General features: G+C 58.3%; 19 protein-coding genes. 12 read left to right on the plus strand and 7 right to left on the minus strand.

Annotated features, from left to right (window positions below; genetic code table 11):
- Positions 1 to 186 precede the first annotated feature (186 nt).
- Positions 187 to 1,032, plus strand: coding sequence for a deoxyribonuclease IV (gene nfo / locus MHZ89_RS08420; RefSeq protein ID WP_120453172.1), 846 nt, complete (start codon positions 187 to 189; stop codon positions 1,030 to 1,032).
- A gap of 95 nt (positions 1,033 to 1,127) precedes the next feature.
- Here nfo and fruA read toward each other — a convergent pair whose 3' ends face one another.
- The 4 genes from fruA to MHZ89_RS08440 all read right to left on the minus strand — a co-directional run bounded on the left by fruA (position 1,128) and on the right by MHZ89_RS08440 (position 5,430).
- Positions 1,128 to 2,819 carry a PTS fructose transporter subunit IIBC gene (gene fruA / locus MHZ89_RS08425; RefSeq protein ID WP_311782625.1) on the minus strand — a complete coding sequence of 564 codons (1,692 nt, stop codon included), beginning with the start codon at positions 2,817 to 2,819 and terminating at the stop codon, positions 1,128 to 1,130.
- Positions 2,820 to 2,835: 16 nt separating this feature from the next.
- Positions 2,836 to 3,774, minus strand: coding sequence for a 1-phosphofructokinase (fruK, locus tag MHZ89_RS08430; RefSeq protein ID WP_311782626.1), 939 nt, complete (start codon positions 3,772 to 3,774; stop codon positions 2,836 to 2,838).
- Positions 3,771 to 4,901 carry a fused PTS fructose transporter subunit IIA/HPr protein gene (gene fruB, locus MHZ89_RS08435; RefSeq protein ID WP_311782627.1) on the minus strand — a complete coding sequence of 377 codons (1,131 nt, stop codon included), beginning with the start codon at positions 4,899 to 4,901 and terminating at the stop codon, positions 3,771 to 3,773. The genes fruK and fruB overlap by 4 nt, the downstream gene beginning before the upstream one ends.
- Before the next feature lie 274 nt (positions 4,902 to 5,175).
- Positions 5,176 to 5,430, minus strand: coding sequence for a YkgJ family cysteine cluster protein (locus tag MHZ89_RS08440; RefSeq protein WP_311782628.1), 255 nt, complete (start codon positions 5,428 to 5,430; stop codon positions 5,176 to 5,178).
- A 160-nt stretch (positions 5,431 to 5,590) separates the two neighbouring features.
- Between MHZ89_RS08440 and yeiP the strand changes: the two genes are divergently transcribed.
- The 9 genes from yeiP (at position 5,591) to yejF (ending at position 16,455) form a co-directional block, all read left to right on the plus strand.
- Positions 5,591 to 6,163 carry an elongation factor P-like protein YeiP gene (gene yeiP / locus MHZ89_RS08445; RefSeq protein WP_103794119.1) on the plus strand — a complete coding sequence of 191 codons (573 nt, stop codon included), beginning with the start codon at positions 5,591 to 5,593 and terminating at the stop codon, positions 6,161 to 6,163.
- A gap of 73 nt (positions 6,164 to 6,236) precedes the next feature.
- Positions 6,237 to 7,214 carry a GTP-binding protein gene (locus MHZ89_RS08450; RefSeq protein WP_311782629.1) on the plus strand — a complete coding sequence of 326 codons (978 nt, stop codon included), beginning with the start codon at positions 6,237 to 6,239 and terminating at the stop codon, positions 7,212 to 7,214.
- A 42-nt stretch (positions 7,215 to 7,256) separates the two neighbouring features.
- Positions 7,257 to 7,958, plus strand: coding sequence for a phosphatase PAP2 family protein (locus MHZ89_RS08455; RefSeq protein WP_311782630.1), 702 nt, complete (start codon positions 7,257 to 7,259; stop codon positions 7,956 to 7,958).
- Positions 7,959 to 8,503: 545 nt separating this feature from the next.
- Positions 8,504 to 9,073, plus strand: coding sequence for a bifunctional murein DD-endopeptidase/murein LD-carboxypeptidase (gene mepS / locus MHZ89_RS08460; RefSeq protein WP_311782631.1), 570 nt, complete (start codon positions 8,504 to 8,506; stop codon positions 9,071 to 9,073).
- A gap of 226 nt (positions 9,074 to 9,299) precedes the next feature.
- Entirely contained in the window at positions 9,300 to 10,880 is a 1,581-nt protein-coding gene (locus MHZ89_RS08465) for a cyclic di-GMP phosphodiesterase (protein ID WP_311782632.1), read from the plus strand.
- Between the two features lie 50 nt (positions 10,881 to 10,930).
- Positions 10,931 to 12,736, plus strand: a complete 1,806-nt coding sequence (locus MHZ89_RS08470) for an extracellular solute-binding protein (protein ID WP_311782633.1) — start codon at positions 10,931 to 10,933, stop codon at positions 12,734 to 12,736.
- A 10-nt stretch (positions 12,737 to 12,746) separates the two neighbouring features.
- Positions 12,747 to 13,832, plus strand: a complete 1,086-nt coding sequence (locus MHZ89_RS08475) for a microcin C ABC transporter permease YejB (RefSeq protein WP_311782634.1) — start codon at positions 12,747 to 12,749, stop codon at positions 13,830 to 13,832.
- Positions 13,832 to 14,854 (plus strand): ABC transporter permease, encoded by a 1,023-nt coding sequence (locus MHZ89_RS08480; protein ID WP_126689993.1) that lies wholly within the window; start codon positions 13,832 to 13,834, stop codon positions 14,852 to 14,854. The genes MHZ89_RS08475 and MHZ89_RS08480 overlap by 1 nt, the downstream gene beginning before the upstream one ends.
- A gap of 2 nt (positions 14,855 to 14,856) precedes the next feature.
- A complete protein-coding gene (gene yejF / locus MHZ89_RS08485) occupies positions 14,857 to 16,455 on the plus strand; it encodes a microcin C ABC transporter ATP-binding protein YejF (protein WP_409373246.1) in 1,599 nt (532 codons plus the stop codon).
- On the opposite strand, the gene MHZ89_RS08490 is transcribed toward yejF, so the two are convergent.
- The 3 genes from MHZ89_RS08490 to rsuA all read right to left on the minus strand — a co-directional run bounded on the left by MHZ89_RS08490 (position 16,442) and on the right by rsuA (position 19,087).
- Entirely contained in the window at positions 16,442 to 16,762 is a 321-nt protein-coding gene (locus tag MHZ89_RS08490; protein WP_311782635.1) for a hypothetical protein, read from the minus strand. The genes yejF and MHZ89_RS08490 overlap by 14 nt on opposite strands.
- A 398-nt stretch (positions 16,763 to 17,160) precedes the next feature.
- Positions 17,161 to 18,357, minus strand: coding sequence for a Bcr/CflA family multidrug efflux MFS transporter (locus MHZ89_RS08495; RefSeq protein WP_311782636.1), 1,197 nt, complete (start codon positions 18,355 to 18,357; stop codon positions 17,161 to 17,163).
- A gap of 10 nt (positions 18,358 to 18,367) precedes the next feature.
- The gene (rsuA, locus tag MHZ89_RS08500) at positions 18,368 to 19,087 is read right to left on the minus strand and encodes a 16S rRNA pseudouridine(516) synthase RsuA (protein ID WP_311782637.1); all 720 of its coding nucleotides are present in this window, start codon (positions 19,085 to 19,087) and stop codon (positions 18,368 to 18,370) included.
- A 164-nt stretch (positions 19,088 to 19,251) separates the two neighbouring features.
- Between rsuA and MHZ89_RS08505 the strand changes: the two genes are divergently transcribed.
- Together MHZ89_RS08505 and rplY are read left to right on the plus strand one after the other, a co-directional pair.
- Positions 19,252 to 21,006 (plus strand): DEAD/DEAH box helicase family protein, encoded by a 1,755-nt coding sequence (locus tag MHZ89_RS08505; protein ID WP_311782638.1) that lies wholly within the window; start codon positions 19,252 to 19,254, stop codon positions 21,004 to 21,006.
- A 130-nt stretch (positions 21,007 to 21,136) separates the two neighbouring features.
- Positions 21,137 to 21,421, plus strand: coding sequence for a 50S ribosomal protein L25 (gene rplY, locus MHZ89_RS08510; protein ID WP_033750384.1), 285 nt, complete (start codon positions 21,137 to 21,139; stop codon positions 21,419 to 21,421).
- The last annotated feature ends 33 nt before the right edge of the window (positions 21,422 to 21,454 follow it).

Below are 21,454 nucleotides of genomic sequence, written 5' to 3' on the forward strand. Positions count from 1 at the left end.
TATATTAGCAATTTCACCTTTAAGCCAGCGCGGCGCGTGGTTCATATGACATATACCGATCGGTCGATGTTCTGAACGTCGCGATTCCGGCCAGCCAGGTTCAATCTGCTGGCGCAGCATTTCTTGCATCAGGCGCATCGGGTATGATGCGGGCTTCTTTTAGTCAGCCTTTTCAGGAGAAGCGGCATGAAATATATCGGCGCACACGTCAGCGCTGCTGGCGGCGTAGATCAGGCAGTGATTCGTGCCCATGAACTGGAAGCCACCGCGTTTGCCCTGTTTACCAAGAATCAGCGACAGTGGAAGGCGGCCCCGCTCTCTGCCGCCACTATCGACGCGTTTAAAGCCGCGTGCGAAAAATATAATTTTGGCCCGCAGCAGATCCTGCCACACGACAGCTTTCTGATTAACCTCGGCCATCCGGTTATGGACGCGCTGGAAAAATCGCGCGCAGCCTTTATTGATGAGATGCAGCGCGCTGAGCAGCTGGGTCTGACCCTGCTTAACTTCCATCCCGGCAGCCATCTGAATCAGATTGAGGAAGAAGCCTGCCTGAAGCGCATCGCCGAGTCGGTGAATATTGCGCTGGATAAGACGTCGCAGGTTGTGGCGGTGATTGAAAATACGGCCGGTCAGGGCAGCAACCTCGGCTTCCGCTTCGAACATCTGGCGACGATTATCGAGCACGTTGAGGATAAATCCCGCGTCGGCGTCTGTATCGATACCTGCCACGCCTTTGCCGGCGGCTACGATCTGCGTACCGAAGCGGCGTGCGAAGAGACCTTCGCCGCCTTTGAGCGCATCGTCGGCCTGCAGTATCTGCGCGGCATGCACCTTAACGACGCCAAAAGCGCCTTTGGCAGCCGCGTCGATCGTCATCACAGCCTGGGCGAAGGCAATATCGGCAAAACGGTCTTTAGCTGGCTGATGAAGGATGCGCGCTTCGACGGCATCCCGCTGATTCTGGAAACCATTAATCCGGATATCTGGAAGGATGAGATTGCCTGGCTGAAGTCAGAGCAGAAAAGTTAAAGACGCGCTGCTGCTTTAAAGCAGCGGGTAAGGCTGAGGCAATAAAAAAGAAGGGAGCCATCTGGCTCCCTTCTCCTTTTCTGTTACGCCGGGGTTCAGGCTTTCGCCAGCTCCTCTTCCGGGCGTTTCAGAATGGCGTAACCCAGACCCGCTACTGCGGTGCCGACGATAATCGATACCAGGTAGCCCAGCACCGGCGTAATCGCGCCAGGAATAAGCAGCACGAACAGCCCGCCGTGTGGTGCCATCAGCTTCGCGCCGATATACATAGAGATCGCGCCGGTAATCGCGCCGCCGACGATACAACACGGCAGTACGCGCATCGGGTCACGCGCCGCGAAGGGAATCGCGCCCTCGGAGATAAAGCAGAGACCCAACACCAGCGCCGCTTTACCGCCCTCCTGCTGACCTTTATTAAACTTACGACGCGCAACCAGCGTCGCTACGCCCATCGCCAGCGGTGGCACCATACCCGCAGCCATAATCGCCGCCATCGGCGCGTAGGTTTGCGAACTGAGCAGCCCGACACCGAAGGCGTACGCCACTTTGTTCACCGGGCCGCCCATATCGGTACACATCATGCCGCCCAGAATCGCGCCCAGCAGCACCGCATTCGCCGTACCCATATTCGCCAGCCATGCGGTCAGGCCGCTCATGATCGCCGCGACCGGTTTGCCTACTACGTAGATCATCAGCAGGCCGGTGATCAGGCTGGCAAACAGCGGAATAATCAGGATTGGCTTCAGCGCTTCCATACTCTGCGGCAGTTTGACCTTGCCGCTGATCAGCTTCGCTGCGTAACCGGCGATGAAACCGGCGATAATGCCGCCGAGGAAGCCGGCGTTAATGCTGGTGGCGATCATGCCGCCAATCAGGCCTGGCGTCAGGCCGGGACGATCCGCGATGGAGAAAGCGATATAGCCCGCCAGCACCGGTACCATCAGCGCGAAGGCGCTGCCGCCGCCGATCTGCATCAGCGCCGCTGCCAGCGTGCCCGGCTCTTTAAAGGCGGTAATACCGAAGGCGAAGGAGAGCGCAATGCTCAGACCGCCCGCCACCACCATCGGCAGCATATAAGAGACGCCGGTCAACAGGTGACGGTAAGCGCCCGCTTTCTCTTTTTTCTCGTCCTGCTGTTCGCCGCTCTGCGCGCCAGCCGCTTTATAAGGTCTGGCTTCGACAACGGCTTTATCCAGCTCCTGCGCGGTTTTCTTCAGCGCCAGCCCGGTTGAGGTGCGGTACATCGGCTTGCCGGCGAACTTCGCCAGATCAACCTCGATATCCGCCGCGACGATCACCAGATCGGCCGCCGCCACTTCTTCCGGCGTAATCGCATTGCCTGCGCCGACCGAGCCGCGGGTTTCCACTTTCACCCACCAGCCGCGTTTGGTCGCTTCTGCCTGAATAGCTTCGGCGGCCATAAAGGTGTGCGCCACGCCGGTCGGACAGGCGGTGACCGCAACAATACGTTTCTGACCGCCTGACTGCGCGGCGGCTGGCGCCGCAGCGACAGCGGCTGGCTGCCAGGGTTTCGCTTCCGCTTTCGCCTGAGCAAGGAACTGCTCTGGCGCGCGTACGGCCTGCTGCACATCGCCCAGCCAGACCGGTTTGCCGTTCAGCGCGGCGTCGTTCGGCAGCTCGCGGCCGGCAACGATCACCAGCTCCGCTTCCGCCGGGTTTTCCGTCAGGGTTAAGCCAGCCTGCGCGGCGGCCGCCGCCAGACGCTGTTGCGCCATATAGGCAGAGGCCAGCCCAATAGAAGGATCTTTTATCAGCAGCGTTTTCATTATCGCTCTCCTGCTGTCAGTTAACGGGTTGTAAGTCGACGCGCGCCATCATTGCGGCCAACTGGGTACGATCGGTCACGCCGACGTTGCTCTGGCTGACGGCCATCGCCGCCACTGCCGTCGCAAGACGCAGCGTATGCTCGCTGGATTCACGCATCAGCAGGCCGTAGATCAGCCCGCCGACCATTGAATCGCCTGCGCCCACGGTGCTGACTACTTCACACACCGGCGGTTTGGCGATCCATTCGCCTGAGGCGTTAACCCAGAGCGCGCCCTCGGCGCCCAGAGAAATCACCACATGGGCGATGCCCTGCTCGCGCAGTTCATGCGCCGCGCCAATCACATCCTGCAGCGTCGGCAGTTTGCGACCGGCCCAGATTTCCAGCTCGCGGCGGTTTGGCTTCACCAGCCAGGGCGCGGCTTTCAGGCCCGCCACCAGCGCTTCACGGCTGCTGTCGAAAATAATGCAGGGGCAAAGGGTGCGCAGCTCGCTCATCCAGCGGGTAAAGGCTTCCGGCTGTACGCCCGACGGCAGGCTGCCGCTGACGCACACCATGTCGAACTGGCCCAGCCAGGTGAGCGAGTCGCTGGTAAAGCGATCCCAGTCCTGCTGGCTTACTTCAAAACCGGAGAAGTTAAGATCGGTAACGTCGTTGTTCTGCTCGGTGAGCTTGACGTTGATGCGGGTGCGGCCCGGCACCACCTGAAAACGGTTGGCGATGCCCAGCTCGCTGAACAGCTGCTGAAAGCCGTCCTGATTCTCTTTGCCAAGGAAGCCGCCGACCGTCACGTCAATGCCGAGATCCTTCAGCACTTTTGCCACGTTAATGCCTTTGCCCGCCGCGTGCAGTCCGGTAGTTTTCACCAGGTTGACTTCGCCGCGCTCGATCTCCGGGGTAAAACCCACCAGATCGTAGGCGGGATTCAGGGTAATAGTTGCGACGCGTCTGCTCATGCTACCCCCTCGCCCAGGCCGGAATTGATCGCCTCTTCAATGGCGTTCAGCGCCTGCTGCGCATCGTCGCCGCTGGCGGTAAAGCGCAGACGGTGACCTTTCTTCACGCCCAGCGCGACCACTTTCATCAGGCTACGGCCGTTGGCGGGTTTACCGCTGCCGTCGAGGTTAGTGACGGTAATATCACTGTTGAACTGTTTGATAACGCTGACCAGCGCCGTACCGGGACGCGCATGCAGCCCATGCTCGTTACGAATGGTGAACTCTGCGCTCAGCACCTCGGCCTGCTCGTCTACTTCGCTGGTCAGCAGCGCATAGAGGCCCGCTGCGTCCGCTTTCAGCAGGCGATCCGCCTTGCCGTTGAGCAGCAGCGCGCTGAGATAGCTCAATACCTCCAGCGGACGATCGTCGACGGCGGAAACCGTCACCAGCAGCGCCACTTTTTCGCCTTCGTGCTCGCCAGGGGTGGCGGTGCGGCTGACCGCGACCGCGCTGCGCAGATTGCCGCGGCGGCTGTCGCTCAGCCAGATGCCCTGCCCCAGGCTCAGCGGCGTCGCGGCCACTACGTCGGCGACAAAGCTGGCGTCTACTGCGCCAGCCGCCTGCAGGCGACCGGCATTAAGCGCCTGTAGCGTAATCAGATCGTTTGCGGCCACGTCTAAGGTAATCAGCGAGGTGTCGAAGCTGAATTCAGCCGGCTGTTTTTCACCCATCAGCAGCGCGCGCAGATCTTCCGCCGAGGCGGTTTTCAGCTGTTCGGCAATGCTGTCGTCGCTCAGCACATGCGTCAGCTGACGCAGCAGCGCCAGATGTTCGTCAGATTTCGCGGCGATGCCGATCGCCACATACGCGATCTGATCTTCGCCCCAGGCGATGCCCTGCGGAAACTGAAATACCTGTACGCCGGTTTTCAGCACCAGGTCGCGCGTATCGGTGGTGCCGTGTGGAATGGCGATGCCGTTGCCCAGGAAAGTTGAGGTCTGCTGCTCGCGCGCCAGCATGCCGTTAACATAGCCCTCCGCCACGTTGCCCGCCGCGGTCAGCGCCGCGGCGACCTGGCGGATAGCCTCTTCTTTGTTTTGCGCACTGGCTCCGGTGTGGATGGCCTGCAATTCGAGCTGGAACATATTTCTCCTCGCTTACTGAAATTGAATCGTTTCAGCCTGATGGCCGTTTAAAGCGCGGCGACGTTGCGCAAGGCGCGTGTCTGCTACGCTGAAACGTTTCAAGGAGTCTGGTACAGCGCACAAGGCCATGCAAGGAAATGCGTAAAATGCGTAGCAGATTTTTGACGTTACGCACAATTCAGAAGGGCCGGACGAAATTAAGAGGGTGTAAGCTGAAAGCGATGCTGTAACGACGCCTTAACCCGGCGTCAAAACGTCAGCACCGTCAGCAGGCTCAGGGTGCGGTATCCGCTTCCAGCTGCAGCAGGTAGACCATGGCATCGTGGCGAGTCGCGCCGCACATTTCGCGCGACGGCTGCAAGCCAGCGCAGACGGCGGGCCGCAGCGGGGAGCCGAACAGTTTGCAACGCAGATCGGCATCAAGCTGGATGCAGGGCGTATTCGCCGGTTTGCCATGCGGCATACCGGGGATCGGCGAAGAGATAGAAGGCGCGGTACAGCAGGCGCCGCACTGACTACGGCATTGCATGATGCGCTCCAGCGGGTATGAAGCCGCGACAATAACAGCCCGCGTACGCGAAAGCCATGACTGCGTTATGGCGCGCATTTTTTCCAGCGCCATATTGCCTGTTTAATCTGGCGCGAGTAACGTGGCGCGCATCGGAATCCTCCTTTAAGCGAGAGTTGCAATGCCAAGAGCGAATGAGATCAAAAAAGGGATGGCGGTAAGCTGGAACGGCAAGCTGCTGCTGGTCAAAGATATCGATATTCAAAGCCCAAGCGCGCGCGGCGCCGTCACGCTGTATAAAATGCGCTTCACTGATATTCGTACCGGTCTGAAGGTAGAAGAACGTTTTAAAGGCGACGATATCCTGGACGTTATCCAGCTCAGCCGCCGCAGCGTCACCTTCTCTTATATTGACGGCGACGAATACGTTTTTATGGATGACGAGGACTATACGCCTTACTCATTCAAGAAAGATCAGATCGAAGAAGAGCTGCTGTTTATTCCTGAAGGCGGCATTCCGGGCATTCAGGTGCTGACGATGGACGGTCAGGTGCTGGCGCTGGAACTGCCGCAAACCGTGGATATGGAAATTGTCGATACCGCGCCGGGCATCAAAGGCGCCTCCGCCAGCGCCCGTACCAAACCGGCCGGCATGAGCACCGGACTGAGCATTCAGGTGCCGGAATACCTGAGCAACGGCGACCGCATCCGCATTCATATCGCCGAACGCCGCTATATGAGTCGCGCTGACTAACCGCCGCAATTCATGTTATAAAGTAACATTATGGCCGCCTTCGCGGCCATTCTTGTTTAAAGAGGCAGAGAGCATGACGCGCGTAAATCTTATTACCGGCTTTCTTGGCAGCGGTAAAACCACCCTGCTGCGCCATCTGCTGGCGGGCAAGCCGGAGCAGGAAAAGTGGGCGGTTCTGGTTAATGAGTTCGGCGAAATCGGCATTGACGGCGCGCTGCTGCGCGACAGCGGCGCGGCGCTGAAGGAGATTCCCGGCGGCTGCATGTGCTGCGTCAACGGCCTGCCAATGCAGGTAGGGCTGAATATGCTGCTGAAGCAGAACCGCCCCGATCGTCTGCTGATTGAACCCACCGGGCTCGGCCATCCGCGCCAGCTGCTGGAGATGCTAAACGCGCCGGTCTATCAGCCGCACCTGCAGCTTAACGCCACGCTGACCCTGCTTGATGCGCGTCAGCTCGCTGACCCGCGCGTAACGGCGAATGAAAATTTCCGCGATCAGCTGGCGGCGGCCGACCTTATTATTGGCAATAAAAGCGATTGCTGGAGCGAAGATGACCGTCAGCGTCTGCAACAGTGGCAGGACGCCACGCTTAACGGCCGCCCTTTTATCGCCACCCGCTTTGGCGCAATCGACCCTGCGCTGCTCGATCTGCCGCGCACAAACCGTCAAACGCTGCCGCAGCCTGCGCATCATCATGCTCACCTTAAACGCGACAGCGGCCTTGCCGCGCTGCGCCTTGATGGCGGAACGCGCTGGCGGCGCGCGTTAAATGAAGGCCAGGGTTACGTTGCCTGCGGCTGGATCTTCGACGACGCGACGCTATTTGATGGCGCAGCGCTGCTCGACTGGGCGCGTCTTGCGCCGGTCGATCGCATTAAAGGCGTGCTGCGCACGCCGGACGGCTCGCTGCGCATTAATGGCCAAAAGGGCGCTATAGATGTCGAAACGCTCGCTGAGGTTGCGCCCGATAGCCGTATTGAACTGATCCACTCGCAGCCGGTGGACTGGAATCGTTTGCAGTCCCAGCTGTTGAGGCTTCGTTTAAACTAGCCAGGTTAGTTTCTGCCGTTAATTTTTATTTGAGTGAATACGATGCGCGCAACTCGTCTTATCACAATTTTGCTGCTCAACGCGCTTGGCGTTGTCCTGTTTCTTTCCTGGTATCTGCCACCCGATCACGGCTTCTGGGCAGCCGTCGATAAAGGGATCTTTTTCAGCTTCAATAACCAGATGGTCGATCACCCTGGCTTTGCCATGCTGGTGGCGATCACCAACTTCCGTGGTTTCGATCTGGTATCGCTGCTGGCGATGGGTGCGCTTTACCTCTTTTACTGGCGTCGTGAAACGCCGCCGGGCCGTCGTCGTCTGCTGGCGATCGGCATTACCATGCTGTTCAGCGCGGTTATCCTCAACCAGCTCGGCCATCTGTTACCGGTGCAGCATAAAAGCCCGACGCTATTTTTCGAAAATGCGCATCGCGTCAGCGAGCTGACCGGCATCCCGGCCAAAGACGCCTCATCCAACAGCTTCCCTGGCGACCACGGCATGATGCTGATGATTTTTGCCTGTTTTATGTGGCGCTATTTTGGCTTCCGCGCCTTTCTTATCGGCGCGGCTATCGTGGTGATTTTCGCGCTGCCGCGCGTGATGGCGGGCGCACACTGGTTTACCGATATTGCCGTCGGTTCGCTTTCGGTGCTGCTGGCTGGACTAAGCTGGGTGCTGCTGACGCCGCTGAGTGATGCCATTGTCAGCTTCTTCTACCGAAAACTGCCGGGCAAATATAAGCCCTGAATATTCCTGAACAGAACAAGACGAAATAGATTGATAAGCGCGGATGGAAGAATGGCCTTTTTCTTATCCCTCCGCGCTTAATAAAATCAGGTCATTATTATTAGCAAGCTAATTATCTGCTGATATAAAGAAAAGATTATGATGTTTTCTGCTGATAAAGGCGCTTTTTCCTGGCCTGTCCAGCCTCAACGCTCTTAAAAAGCGTCCTACCCGTAGAATTAGCCCTGTTTGTGCCGCTTATTTTAAGGATGATTTCTTAAAATTGTCGATAAAGTAACCACTCTGTTACAGACTGATTTCACATCAAAAAAAGCTATTAGAAATTACGTAAAACCACTCGCCACGGCGTCTGGAATCGGTTAACCTCCCATGCGTTGAGGGTACGGCAGCAGAAAATGCGGTTCTTTTTTATACCAAAACGTGTTCGTTAACACATTTTAGTAATTAAGGAATTGTCTTAGCGAGCATCGCTTATTAATCTCAATCCGTTTTGTCATCTGGCTGGCGACATTCTGTCGTAAGGACATCGAAGGAATATACGAACAATGGTCAAGTCTCAACCAATACTGAGATATATCTGGCGGATTGTGCCTGCAGTAGCGCTGGCAACTCTCCTCTCGGCATGCAGCAGTACCGGTCAACACGCAAGAAACGAGAATCATGACGTTAAAAACCAGAATGGTTTTTTACTTCAGGCGTCTCAGGATGAATTCGAAGAGATGGTGCGGAGCGTGGATGTTAAGTCCCGCATCATGGAGCAATATGCCGACTGGAAAGGCGTGCGTTACCGTCTCGGCGGCGACACCAAGCGCGGCATCGACTGTTCTGCTTTTGTTCAACGTACGTTCCGCGATCAGTTTGGTTTAGAATTGCCGCGTTCAACCTCTGAACAGCAGGACACCGGCAGTGAGATTTCACGCAACAAGCTGCGTCCGGGGGATCTGGTTCTGTTCCACGCCGGTTCAACGGGGCGTCACGTCGGGATCTATCTGGGCAACGATAACTTTGTCCATGCGTCCACCAGCAACGGCGTTATGATCTCCAGTTTGAACGACAGCTACTGGAAAAAACGCTACCGCGAAGGGCGTCGGGTATTAAGCCGTAATCCCAGCTAATTCCTGACCTTTGATCGTTTCTCAGCCAGAGAAAACAGAACGCTGCTTCGGCAGCGTTTTTTTATGCCCCTGTGCCAGATAAATAAGTAGTAATAACGTAAAAAGCGATTGTTTATCAGAAGAATAACGAGACATTTCCTGTCATCTCGTTATATTCTCATGACCTTCGCCAGAGAGCAGTCGTGCACAGTCAATAATAAAAGATAAGACAAGGGGAAAGCACTTCATGCCACTGTCCAGGGCGCTGATGCGCCAGGCCACCTATCCTCGCCGCATCGCCTGGAGCAGCGCGATTTTCGGTAGCCTGTTCTTTATTCTGTTTACCCTGACTCTGCTGACTTACACCTGGCATAAGCGGCAGAATCAGCATCAGCAACTGCTGCACGACAGCCGCGCAGATTTGCAGCAATCGCTGGATACGCTTGTCGCCAATACCCTGAATCCCCTTCTCTCTTTTACCCGTTTTGACTGCCATGCCATTAGTCAGGAGTTGACTTCCCGCGCCGCTTTCGCCAACGATCTGCGGGCGATTTTACTGGTGCGCGAGGGCAACGCCTTTTGCTCCTCGGCAACCGGGGCGTTTTCCCTGCCGCTTAATGCCATTTCAGACCAGACCGATCTCAGCCGGGATCGCGACCTCCGCCTGCTGAGCGGCACGCCTTTACAGCCCGGCAAGCCTGTTTTTGCGCTCTGGCTGCGTAATCCGCAAAGCGTGCAGTCCGGCGTGTTTGCGACCATTAACCTTAACCTGACGCCCTATCAGCTGCTGGCCTCTTACCATTCGGAAATCTCCGGCATGGCGCTGGTGGCGCAAAGCAGCGCGCTTACCAGCTGGCGACAGACCGTTATCCCCAACAGCGAACTGCCGCAGCAGCCGCTGATGCAGCTGCCGCTCGACGGCTATCCGCTGCAGTTTGTACTCTATGGCGATACGATATCGACGCGCGATATTCTTATGATTGTGCTGAGCGGCATTCTGCTGTCGCTGCTGGTCGGCGGCGGCTGCTGGTTGCTGCTCTCGCTGAATCAGCGCCCCGGCAAAGAGATCCTGCTCGGCATAAAACGTGGCGAGTTCTATGTGGAATATCAGCCGCTGATCAGCACCCATAGCGGACGCGCTTACGGTCTGGAGGCGCTGCTGCGCTGGAACCATCCCAGCGAAGGCATGATCCCGCCAGATATGTTTATCAGCTACGCGGAGTCGCTGAACCTGATTATTCCGCTGACGCGGCATCTGTTCGAACTGGTGGCGCGGGACGCGCACAGGCTCAATCCTTACGTGCCCGCCGGCACCCATATGAGTCTTAACCTTTCGCCGCTGCACCTGGCGTCGGAGAGTTTTCAGCAGGACGTTAAGCGCTGGATAGCGGCGATGCCGGATAACCATTTTAACTACGTATTTGAAGTGACTGAGCGCACTATGGTGCGGGATAAAAACGCCGGAGAAATTTTCGCCTGGCTTCATCAGAACGATATCCAGATTGCGATAGATGACTTCGGCACCGGCCACAGCGCGCTGATCTATCTTGAAAAATACCCCTTCGACTATCTCAAGATCGACCGCGGCTTTGTGCAGAGCATCGGGACGCAGACCCTGAACTCCCCGGTGCTGGACGCCGTACTCCATCTGGCGAAAAAGCTGAATCTGAAAACCGTGGCGGAAGGCGTGGAGACGGGCGAACAGGCGGCCTGGCTGGTGAAACACGGCGTCTGTCATATGCAGGGCTATCTGTTCAGCCGTCCCCTGAAGCCGGACCGCCTGATTGACTATTACCGCAGCCGCAGCCTGGCGACCCTGGCAGGATAGCGGGCCGCGCCGCCCCGGATGTTGAATGACGACAGGAGAGCGCTAACCTTATGCTGTTTCGCCTGATAATGCTGTTACTGGTCGCCCTTAGCGCCCCGCTGCGCGCGGAAGTGGTGCATGAAAGCCGCGCATTTGCCACGCTGGGCGAGCCCAAATATGCGGCCGACTTTAGCCACTTCGACTATGCGGATCCCGCTGCGCCTAAAGGCGGCAGGCTTATCCAGGCGGTAGTCGGCACCTACGACAACTTTAACCGTTACGCCTCGCGCGGCAATCCCGGCGCAGGCACCGAGGCGCTCTACGATCGGTTGTTTGTCGGTTCTGACGACGAGCCGGGCAGCTACTATCCGCTTATCGCCGAGTCAGCGCGCTATGCCGAGGATTTCCGCTGGATGGAGATACGCCTCAATCCGCGCGCGCAGTTTCACGACGGCACGCCGATTACCGCGCAGGACGTCGCCTTCACCTTTGATAAATTTATGCGCGAAGGCGTGCCGCAGTTTCGCGTCGTTTATCGCGGCGTGACGATCAAAGCGCTGGATAACCAGCGCGTCCGTATTGACCTGCCGAAGCCAGAAAAAGATTTGATGCTGGGGCTGCTGACCTTGCCGGTGCTGCCGCAGAAAGAGTGGCAGGATAAAAAATTCAATGAGCCGCTCAGTTCGCCGCCGCTCTCCAGCGGCCCTTACCGCATCAGCCGTTACAAGCTGGGTCAGTATATCGAGTACAGCCGGGTGAAAGACTACTGGGCGGCCGATCTGCCGGTGAACCGGGGCCGGTTTAATTTCGATACCCTGCGCTATGACTACTATCTTGACGATAACGTCGCGTTCGAAGCTTTTAAAGCGGGCGCGTTCGACCTGCGTGAAGAGACCTCCGCTAAAAAATGGGCGACCCAGTATCGCGGCCGTAACTTCGACGATCAGCAGATTGTCAAAGAGACCACGCCCAACAGGGTGTCGACCAATACCACCTGGCTTGCCATGAACAATGAAAAGGCTCTGTTCCGCGATCGTCGGGTTCGCCAGGCGATCACCCTGGCCTTCGATTTTGAGTGGATGAACAAAGCGCTTTTCTATGGCGCCTGTCAGCGGGTCAGCAGCTATTTTCAGAATACCGAGTACGCCGCGCAGGGTCTGCCGGATGCGGCGCAACAGGCGCTGCTGACGCCTTTTAAAGATCAACTGCCACCTGAGGTTTTCAGCGCGCCCTACGCGCCGCCGCGCACCGATGGCAGCGGCTACGATCGGGCTAACCTGCTGAAAGCGCTGGATCTGCTGCGTCAGGCGGGCTGGCAGGTGAAAAACCAGCAGTTGGTGAATGACCAAACCGGCCAGCCGATGCGCATTGAACTGCTGCTGCGCAGCGGCGCCAGCAACGACTGGGCCCTGCCCTTCCAGCATAGCCTGTCGCGTCTCGGCATCAGCCTGACGCTGCGCGTGGTGGATGCCTCACAGTACCTGCGCAGGCTGCGCGAAGGCGATTACGATATGATCGCCCGCGTTTATCTGGCGATGCCTACGCCCAGCTCAGATCTCCAGACCAGCTGGCAATCTGACTTTATCGACTCCTCATGGAACAGCGCGCGGCTCAAAGATCCGCTGGTCGATCACTTTGTCAAAGCCATCGTGGCGCATCAGGGCGACAAAGCGGCGCTGTTGCCGCTCGGCCAGGCGCTGGATCGCATCCTGCTGTGGAATGCGTATATGATCCCGATGTGGTACAACGCTGAAGATCGCATGGCCTACTGGGATAAATTCTCCCATCCCACGGTAAAGCCCGCCTATGCCAGCGGTCTGGAAAACTGGTGGTATGACGTGAACAAAGCCGCGCGTTTGCCGGCCGAACGACGCTGAGGAGCCTGAGTTGGCCGCCTATTTCTTGCGCAGAATGCTGCTGATTATTCCCACGCTGTGGGCGATTATTACGCTGAACTTTTTTATCGTGCAGATCGCGCCCGGCGGCCCGGTTGACCAGGCGCTGGCTAACATTCAGTTCGGCCAGACCACGGGCCTGCCCGGCGGCGGCGAGAGCGGCGCGCGCGCGTCCCTGAACCGCGCCAGCCCCGGCGATAACCAGTACCGCGGCGCGCGCGGCCTCGACCCGGAAGTGATTGCTGAAATTAAAAAACGCTACGGTTTCGATAAGCCGATGTGGCAGCGCTATGTCGAGATGCTCTGGAACTATGTGCGGTTCGATTTTGGCGACAGCCTGTTCCGCAGCGCATCAGTGCTGCAGCTGATTAAAGAGAGCCTGCCGGTTTCCATCAGTCTGGGGCTGTGGAGCACGCTGATTATCTATCTGGTATCGATTCCGCTGGGCATCAAAAAAGCGGTGCGCAACGGCAGCGCCTTTGACGTCTGGAGCAGCACCTTTATTATTATCGGCTATTCGGTGCCCGCCTTTCTGTTCGGCATTATGCTGATTGTCCTGTTCGCCGGCGGCAGCTATCTCGACTGGTTCCCGCTGCGCGGTCTCACCTCGCCGCAGTTTGACTCTTTCTCCTGGTACGGCAAAATCGCCGATTACCTGTGGCATATCAGCCTGCCGGTGCTGGCGACGGTGATTGGCGGCTTCGCCACTCTGACGATGCTGACCAAAAACAGCTTTCTCGATGAGATCCGCAAGCAGTATGTGGTGACGGCGCGCGCCAAAGGCGTGAGCGAGCGACGCATTCTTTATCATCACGTGTTCCGCAACGCCATGCTGCTGGTTATCGCCAGCTTTCCCGCCACCTTTATCAGCATGTTTTTTACCAGCTCGGTGCTGATAGAGGTGATGTTTTCGCTGAACGGGCTGGGCCTGCTGGGCTATGACGCCACTATTCAGCGCGACTACCCGGTGATGTTCGGCACGCTCTATATTTTTACCCTGATCGGCCTGCTGATGAATATCCTCAGCGACCTGACCTATACGCTGGTCGATCCCCGTATTGATTTTGAGGGCCGCTGATGCGCTTGTCTCCCGTCAATCAGCAGCGCTGGCTGCGTTTCCGCCACAACCGGCGCGGCTACTGGTCGCTGTGGATTTTTCTGGTTATCTTCGTGCTTTCACTCGGCGCCGATCTGCTCGCCAATGAAAAGCCGCTGCTGGTGCGCTACCAGCAGCGCTGGTTTGTGCCGCTGCTGGTCAGCTACAGCGAAAGCGACTTCGGCGGCGCACTGCCGACCGCCGCCGATTATCAGGACCCCTGGCTGCAGAAACAGCTGAATGAGAAAGGATGGGCGCTGTGGGCGCCGATCCGCTTTAGCGACAGCACCATCAACTTCGCGACTTCAACGCCCTTTCCCTCGCCGCCTTCGGCGCAAAACTGGCTGGGTACCGACGCCAGCGGCGGCGACGTGCTGGCGCGCCTGCTTTACGGCACGCGCATCTCGCTGCTGTTCGGGATTATGCTGACGCTCTTTTCCAGCGTTATCGGCATTATCGTCGGCGCGGTTCAGGGCTATTTCGGCGGCCGCATCGATCTTATCGGTCAGCGCGTGATCGAAGTCTGGTCCGGCATGCCCGCGCTGTTTTTACTGATCCTGCTCTCCAGCGTCATCCAGCCCAACTTCTGGTGGCTACTGCTGGTAACGGTGATTTTCGGCTGGATGGGACTGGTCAGCGTGGTGCGCGCCGAGTTTCTGCGCACGCGCAACTTCGACTATATTCGCGCCGCGCGGGCGCTGGGAGTCAGCGACGGGCGCATTATGCTGCGGCATATGCTGCCCAACGCCATGGTCGCCACCCTCACCTTTCTGCCGTTTATCCTGTGCGGTTCAATCGCTACCCTGACCTCGCTCGATTTTCTCGGCTTTGGGCTGCCCGTGGGGTCACCGTCGCTCGGCGAACTGCTGTTGCAGGGTAAGAATAATTTGCAGGCGCCCTGGCTGGGGCTGGCGGGCTTCTTTACGCTGGCGATCCTGCTGTCGCTGCTGATCTTTATTGGCGAAGCGGTACGCGACGCCTTCGATCCCGCCTGGGGAGGCTGATTATGTCGCTGCTGGCCATTCATCATCTTTCCGTCGCCTTTACCCGCGGCGGCGTGACGCGCACCCTGGTGGAGGATCTCTCCTTCAGTATCGACGCCGGCGAAACGCTGGCGCTGGTGGGCGAATCCGGCTCGGGCAAAAGCGTGACTGCGCTTGCGGTGATGCAGCTGCTGCCTGCGCCTCCGATGCACTATTCGGGCGGCGAAATTCTGTTTAACGGCGAGGATCTGCTGCGCGTCAGCGAGCGCAGAATGCGCGGCCTGCGCGGCAACCAGATGGCGATGATCTTTCAGGAGCCGATGGTCTCTCTGAACCCCTTACACACCATAGAGAAACAGCTTTATGAGGTGCTCTCCCTGCACCGCGGCATGCGGCGCGAAGCGGCGCGCGGGGAGATCCTCGGCTGCCTCGATCGGGTCGGCATCCGCCACCCCGCCTCGCGGCTGAACGATTTTCCTCATCAGCTCTCCGGCGGCGAGCGCCAGCGCGTGATGATCGCCATGGCGCTGCTTACCGAACCTGCGCTGCTGATTGCCGACGAGCCAACTACCGCGCTGGACGTCACCGTTCAGGCGCAAATCCTGCGCCTGCTGCGCGAGCTGCAGCGCGAACGTAATATGGGCATGCTGTTTATTACCCACGATCTGGGTATCGTGCGGCAGCTGGCGGACAACGTCAGCGTGATGCGCCAGGGTAAAATCGTCGAGCACAACAGCAGCCATGCGCTGTTCAGCCAGCCGCAGCATCCCTATACGCAGCAGCTGCTTGCGGCGGAGCCGGAAGGTCGCGCCGTACCGCTGCGTCCCGACGCGCCGCTGCTGTTGCAGGTGCGCGACCTGCGCGTGAGCTTTCCGGTCAGGCGCGGCCTTTTCAGACGGCAGGTGGCGGAAAAGGTCGCCGTCAGCAACCTCAGCTTCTCGCTGCGGCGTGGCGAGAGCCTCGGGCTGGTGGGCGAATCTGGCTCCGGCAAAAGCACCACCGGTCTGGCGCTGCTGCGGCTGCTCAGCGCGCAGGGCGAGATCTGGTTCGACGGCCAGCCGCTGCACGATCTGTCGCGCAGAGATCTGTTACCGCTGCGCCGTCGCATACAGGTGGTGTTTCAGGATCCGAACTCATCTCTGAATCCGCGTATGACGGTGCAGCAGATCATTGCCGAGGGGCTGGCGGTGCACGAACCCGCTCTCGACGCTGCCCAACAGGAAGCGCGCGTGATTGCGGTGATGGAGGAAGTCGGATTAGATGCGGCGAGCCGCCATCGCTATGCGGCGGAGTTTTCCGGCGGTCAACGCCAGCGGATCGCTATTGCGCGCGCGCTGGTGCTTGAGCCGCAGCTGATCGTGCTGGACGAGCCAACCTCTTCGCTGGATCGCTCGGTACAGAAACAGATTCTGACGCTGCTGCGCAGGCTACAGCAGCAGCACCAGCTGACCTATCTCTTTATCAGTCACGATCTACAGGTGGTGCGTTCGCTGTGTCATCAGGTGATGGTATTACGTCAGGGTGAAGTCGTGGAGCAAGGCGACTGCGAGAAGCTGTTCGCCGCGCCTGCCGCAGGCTATACGCGCGAGCTGCTGGCCTCAGCGCAACTCAGTGACCGTTAAAGGTTTCCGCGATCGCCACGCCCTGGTTTTTCAGGCAGCAGTTAGTCGCGCTTTCGTCGCTGCGCAAAATAAAGAGACAGGGCGACCCTTCGCACTCCGCCACTTTGCACTCGACCTGAATCGACGCCAGCGAATCCTGCAACTGATGCATGATCTCCCAGCCAAGATGGCCGTCATGGCTAATCAGGCGCAGCGCAATAAGATCCTGCTCGTTGGCGACGCCCTCTTCCGCCACGATAGCGCTATGAAGCTCGCTGGCCCAGCGAAAGCGCTGCGGCAGGCGATGCACGATGGAAAGTTGCAGCATAGTTAACAGATATCCCCAGAGCGATTAACTTCAGTCACGATGAACGTTGCATGCTGTTGCTGCTAAACGGCAGAAACGGACGTCAAGGCCTCCTCTCTCGTTTCCCACTAAACGAAGTGTGGAAAGATTGTTATTTGCGAGTCGGCTCGCATTTTGGCCTATTAGTACCGCGTTCATCGACAGTTAACAATCAGTTTAGACGCATTTCAGTTACTTTCTTAATCATTAATTTTCACATATAAGAAACATAACGGCTGTTGTGTCAGAGAACGAAGCGGGGAAAATGTAAAAAAGAGCGAGCGAAAGGTGCTGTTGCAACGGCGTTGACGCTGAAGGGGTTACCCCTGTCGCAAGGCCGCTCAGGACATTCCTGCGCGGCTTTACGCCAGGGCTGGCGCTTAGCGTCTGATTGCGCGGGGTCGCGACGCGTAGATAAAAAAGAGAACAGAGAGCGTGGCGCACGCCGCGATGGTGCCTACCATCGGCCAGGCGCTGTTAAAGCTGGCCGTTGACAGCAGCGCGCCGACCAGCGCGCCGACGCCAAAGCGCAGCGTGCCCGCCAGCGATGAGGCGGTGCCCGCCATATGGGGAAACTCATCCAGAATAACCGCCATGGCGTTAGATGAGACCATCGAGACGCAGCCGATAAACATGGCGACGCCCAGCACCATCGGAATAAAGCCCATGTGCAGCGCGCTAACCGCCAGCAGCCAGATGCCCATCGCGAACTGGATCAGCAGCCCGGCGCGGAACATCGCCAGCGGGCCAAAGCGGCGCACCGCGCGGCTGTTGATCAGCGTCATCACAAACAGAAACACCACGTTCAGCGCGAAGTAATACCCGAAGTTCTGCGGCGAAACGTGGTTTACCTCGATATAGACGAACGGACCGGCATTCAGAAAGGTAAACAGCCCGGCAAAAGAGAAGCCGCTCGCCAGCATATAGCTGAAGGCGCGCTTGTGGCGGAACAGCGTGACGAAATTACCCAGCATGGTGCGCAGGTGAAAACGCTGACGCTGTTCCGGCCTGAGCGTCTCGCGGATCTGCGTCATCACCATTACGGTGGTGATCAAGGCGGCGATTGCCAGCGTCCAGAAAATGGCGTGCCAGTCCCATGCCAGCAGCAGCCAGCCGCCGATAATCGGCGCCAGCAGCGGCGCGATGGTGGTGATCAGCATGACAAAGGACATCATGCGCGAGAAATCCTCTTTCGAGTAGCTGTCACGCATCAGAGCGTTAATCACCACGCTGGCCGCAGCGGCGGAAAGGCCGTGTAGAAAGCGCATAAGAATCAGCTGGTCAATCGACTGCGACAGCGCGCAGGCGGCGGCCGCACAGGCGAAAATTAGCGTGCCGAGCACAATCACCGGTTTGCGGCCGTAGCTGTCCGCCAGCGGGCCATATACCAGCTGACCGATGGCGAAACCAAGGATATAGAGATTAAGCGTCATCTGCACGCGACCCGCCGCTACGCCGAATTCGCGGGCGATCTGCGGCATCGCGGGCAGATACATATCAATGGAAAGCGGCATCAGCATCGCCAGCAATCCCAGAATCACTACCAGTCCTACCGCTGAGTTTTTATCCTTGCGCACGGCCGCTCCGCTATTTCTGTTTTAACTCGTCGGGCAGCCCGACGCTGGCAATTTCATCTTCCGTCAGCGGACGATATTCGCCCGGCTCCAGATCCGCATCCAGCACGATGCCGCCGATGCGCTCACGATGCAGCCCGACCACGCGATTGCCAACGGCGGCAAACATGCGCTTCACCTGGTGGTAGCGCCCTTCGCTGATCGTCAGCAGCACCTCGGTCGGCGTAATCTCTTCCATCTGCGCCGGTTGGGTCAGGGATTTTTCGCCGTGTAGCTGAATGCCTGCGGCGAACTGCTGCGCCACCTCTTCGGCGACGGGATGCTCCAGCGTGACGCGGTAGGTTTTCTCGCAGTGATGGCGCGGCGAGGTAATACGGTGCGACCACTGACCGTCATCGGTCAGCAGCACCAGACCGGTGGTATCGATATCGAGGCGACCTGCAGCGTGCAGCTTCCACGCGGTCGGCTCTTCAATAAAAAACAAGATGGTCGGATGATCGGGATCGTCCGTAGAGCAGACGTAGCCCTGCGGCTTGTTCAGCATAAAATAGCGCGGCCCTACCTGCAGCTGCAGCGGATTGCCGTCATATTCCACCTCATGCTCGGGCAGGATTTTGAAGGCGGTGTCGCGCACCACTTCGCCATTAACGGTGACTTTTTGCCCCCGGATTTCACGACCGGCAATTGCCCGGCTGACTTCCAGTTGCTGAGAGATGAATTTGTCGAGTCGCATGAATTCGCTTTGCCTGTTACTGCGGAGGGAAACTGAAACGGGGTTTTACCCGTTGAAAAAGTAGGGGAAGTATAGCCGGAACCGAGGCTGTCGCACAGAGCCGTTCCTGCGTTTCCTCTATTTTCATGGCATAATCTCGCTCAGTTTCGCAAAAGTGATCGGCAATGGCTTTTACTCTACGTCCCTATCAGCAAGACGCGGTTAACGCGACTCTCAATCATTTTCGTCGTCACGCCGAACCGGCGGTGATCGTACTGCCGACCGGCGCAGGCAAAAGCCTGGTGATCGCCGAGCTGGCGCGGCTGGCGCGCGGACGCGTGCTGGTGCTCGCGCACGTCAAAGAACTGGTGGAGCAGAACCACAGCAAATATCAGGCCTATGGCCTTGAAGCGGATATCTTCGCCGCCGGTTTGCAGCGCAAAGAGAGCCAGCGCAAAGTGGTATTCGGCAGCGTGCAGTCGGTGGCGCGTAATCTGGATCAGTTCGACAGCGCCTTTTCGCTGGCGATCGTGGATGAGTGCCATCGCATCAGCGATGACGACAACAGCCAGTATCAGCAAATTTTCAATCATCTGCGCCAGCACAATCCACAGCTGCGCCTGCTGGGCCTGACGGCGACCCCTTTCCGCCTCGGCAAAGGCTGGATCTATCAGTTTCACTATCACGGCATGGTGCGCGGCGACGAGAAAGCCTTTTTCCGCGACTGCATCTACGAGCTGCCGCTGCGCTATATGATCAAACACGGCTTTCTGGTGCCGCCGGAGCGGCTTGATATGCCGGTGGTGCAGTATGACTTTAGCCGTCTGACAGCGCAGGCCAACGGGCTGTTCAGCGAGTCCGATCTCAATCGCGAGCTAAAGCAGCAGCAGCGCGTGACGCCGCATATCATCAGCCAGATCGTGGAATTTGCCGAGGATCGGCGCGGCGTAATGGTGTTTGCCTCGACGGTAGAGCATGCGCGCGAGATCCTCACGCTGCTGCCGGACAATAGCGCGCTGATCTCGGCGGAGACCCCCGCTAAAGAGCGCGATGCGACGATCGCCGCGTTTAAGGCGCAGCAGCTGAAATTCCTGGTTAACGTCGCGGTGCTGACAACCGGCTTCGATGCGCCCCACGTCGATCTTATCGCTATTTTGCGCCCTACCGAGTCGGTCAGCCTCTATCAGCAGATTGTCGGGCGCGGCCTGCGCCTGTCGCCGGGCAAAACCGACTGCCTGATTCTCGACTACGCCGGCAACCCGCACGACCTCTTTACCCCGGAAGTGGGCGCGCCGAAAGGCGCCAGCGATAATGAGCCGGTACAGGTGTTCTGTCCCGCGTGTGGGTTCGCCAACACCTTCTGGGGCAAAACCACCGCAGACGGCATGATTATCGAGCACTTCGGCCGCCGCTGTCAGGGCGTGCTGGAAGATGACGAAGGCAACCGCGAACAGTGCGATTTCCGCTTCCGCTTTAAAAGCTGTCCCGACTGCGGCGCCGAGAACGATATCGCGGCGCGCCGCTGCCATCAGTGCGATAAAGTGCTGGTCGATCCCGACGATATGCTGAAGGCGGCGCTGAAGCTGAAGGATGCGCTGGTGCTGCGCTGCGGCGGCATGACGCTGGCGCATGGCCGCGATGATAAAGGCGAATGGCTGAAGGCGACCTATTTCGACGAGGATGGCACCAGCGTCGACGAACGCTTTCGTCTGAGTACGCCCGCTCAGCGTAAGGCGTTCGAACAGCTTTTTATGCGGCCGCATCAGCGCGCGCCGGGCGTGCCGCTCGGCTGGCAAACCGCGGCCGACGTGGTCGCGCTACAGCCGCTGCTGCGCCATCCCGATTTTGTGGTAGCGCGCGCTAAAGGGCAGTTCTGGCAGGTGCGCGAGAAGCTGTTCGACTATCAGGGACGCTTTCGCCGCGCCAACGAGCTACGCTAAACGGCGGAATCATTTGCCCGCCCCGCCCATTACCGCTATACTGCCGCCCGCTTTTGCATTCGCATTAGCCTTTGAACAACCCTCCTGTTGCTGGGTCGCCTGTAGCAGGAATTATTAAAGAGACATGATAATGTTGACCATCAACGCAGAAGTACGTAAAGAGCAGGGTAAGGGTGCGAGCCGCCGCCTGCGCACAGCGAACAAATTCCCGGCCATCATCTATGGTGGTAGCGAAGCCGCTGTTTCTATCGAACTGGACCACGACTCAGTAATGAACCTGCAGACCAAGCCAGGCTTCTACACTGACGTTCTGACTCTGGTTGTTGACGGTAAAGAAACCAACGTCAAAGTGCAGGCTGTTCAGCGTCACCCGTTCAAGCCAAAACTGCACCACATCGACTTCGTACGCGCCTAATCGCCTGCGAATCGATATAAAAACGCCGCTTAT

The sequence above is a fragment of the Pantoea sp. ACRSB genome, from assembly GCF_022346905.1.
GTDB lineage: Bacteria > Pseudomonadota > Gammaproteobacteria > Enterobacterales > Enterobacteriaceae > Pantoea > Pantoea piersonii.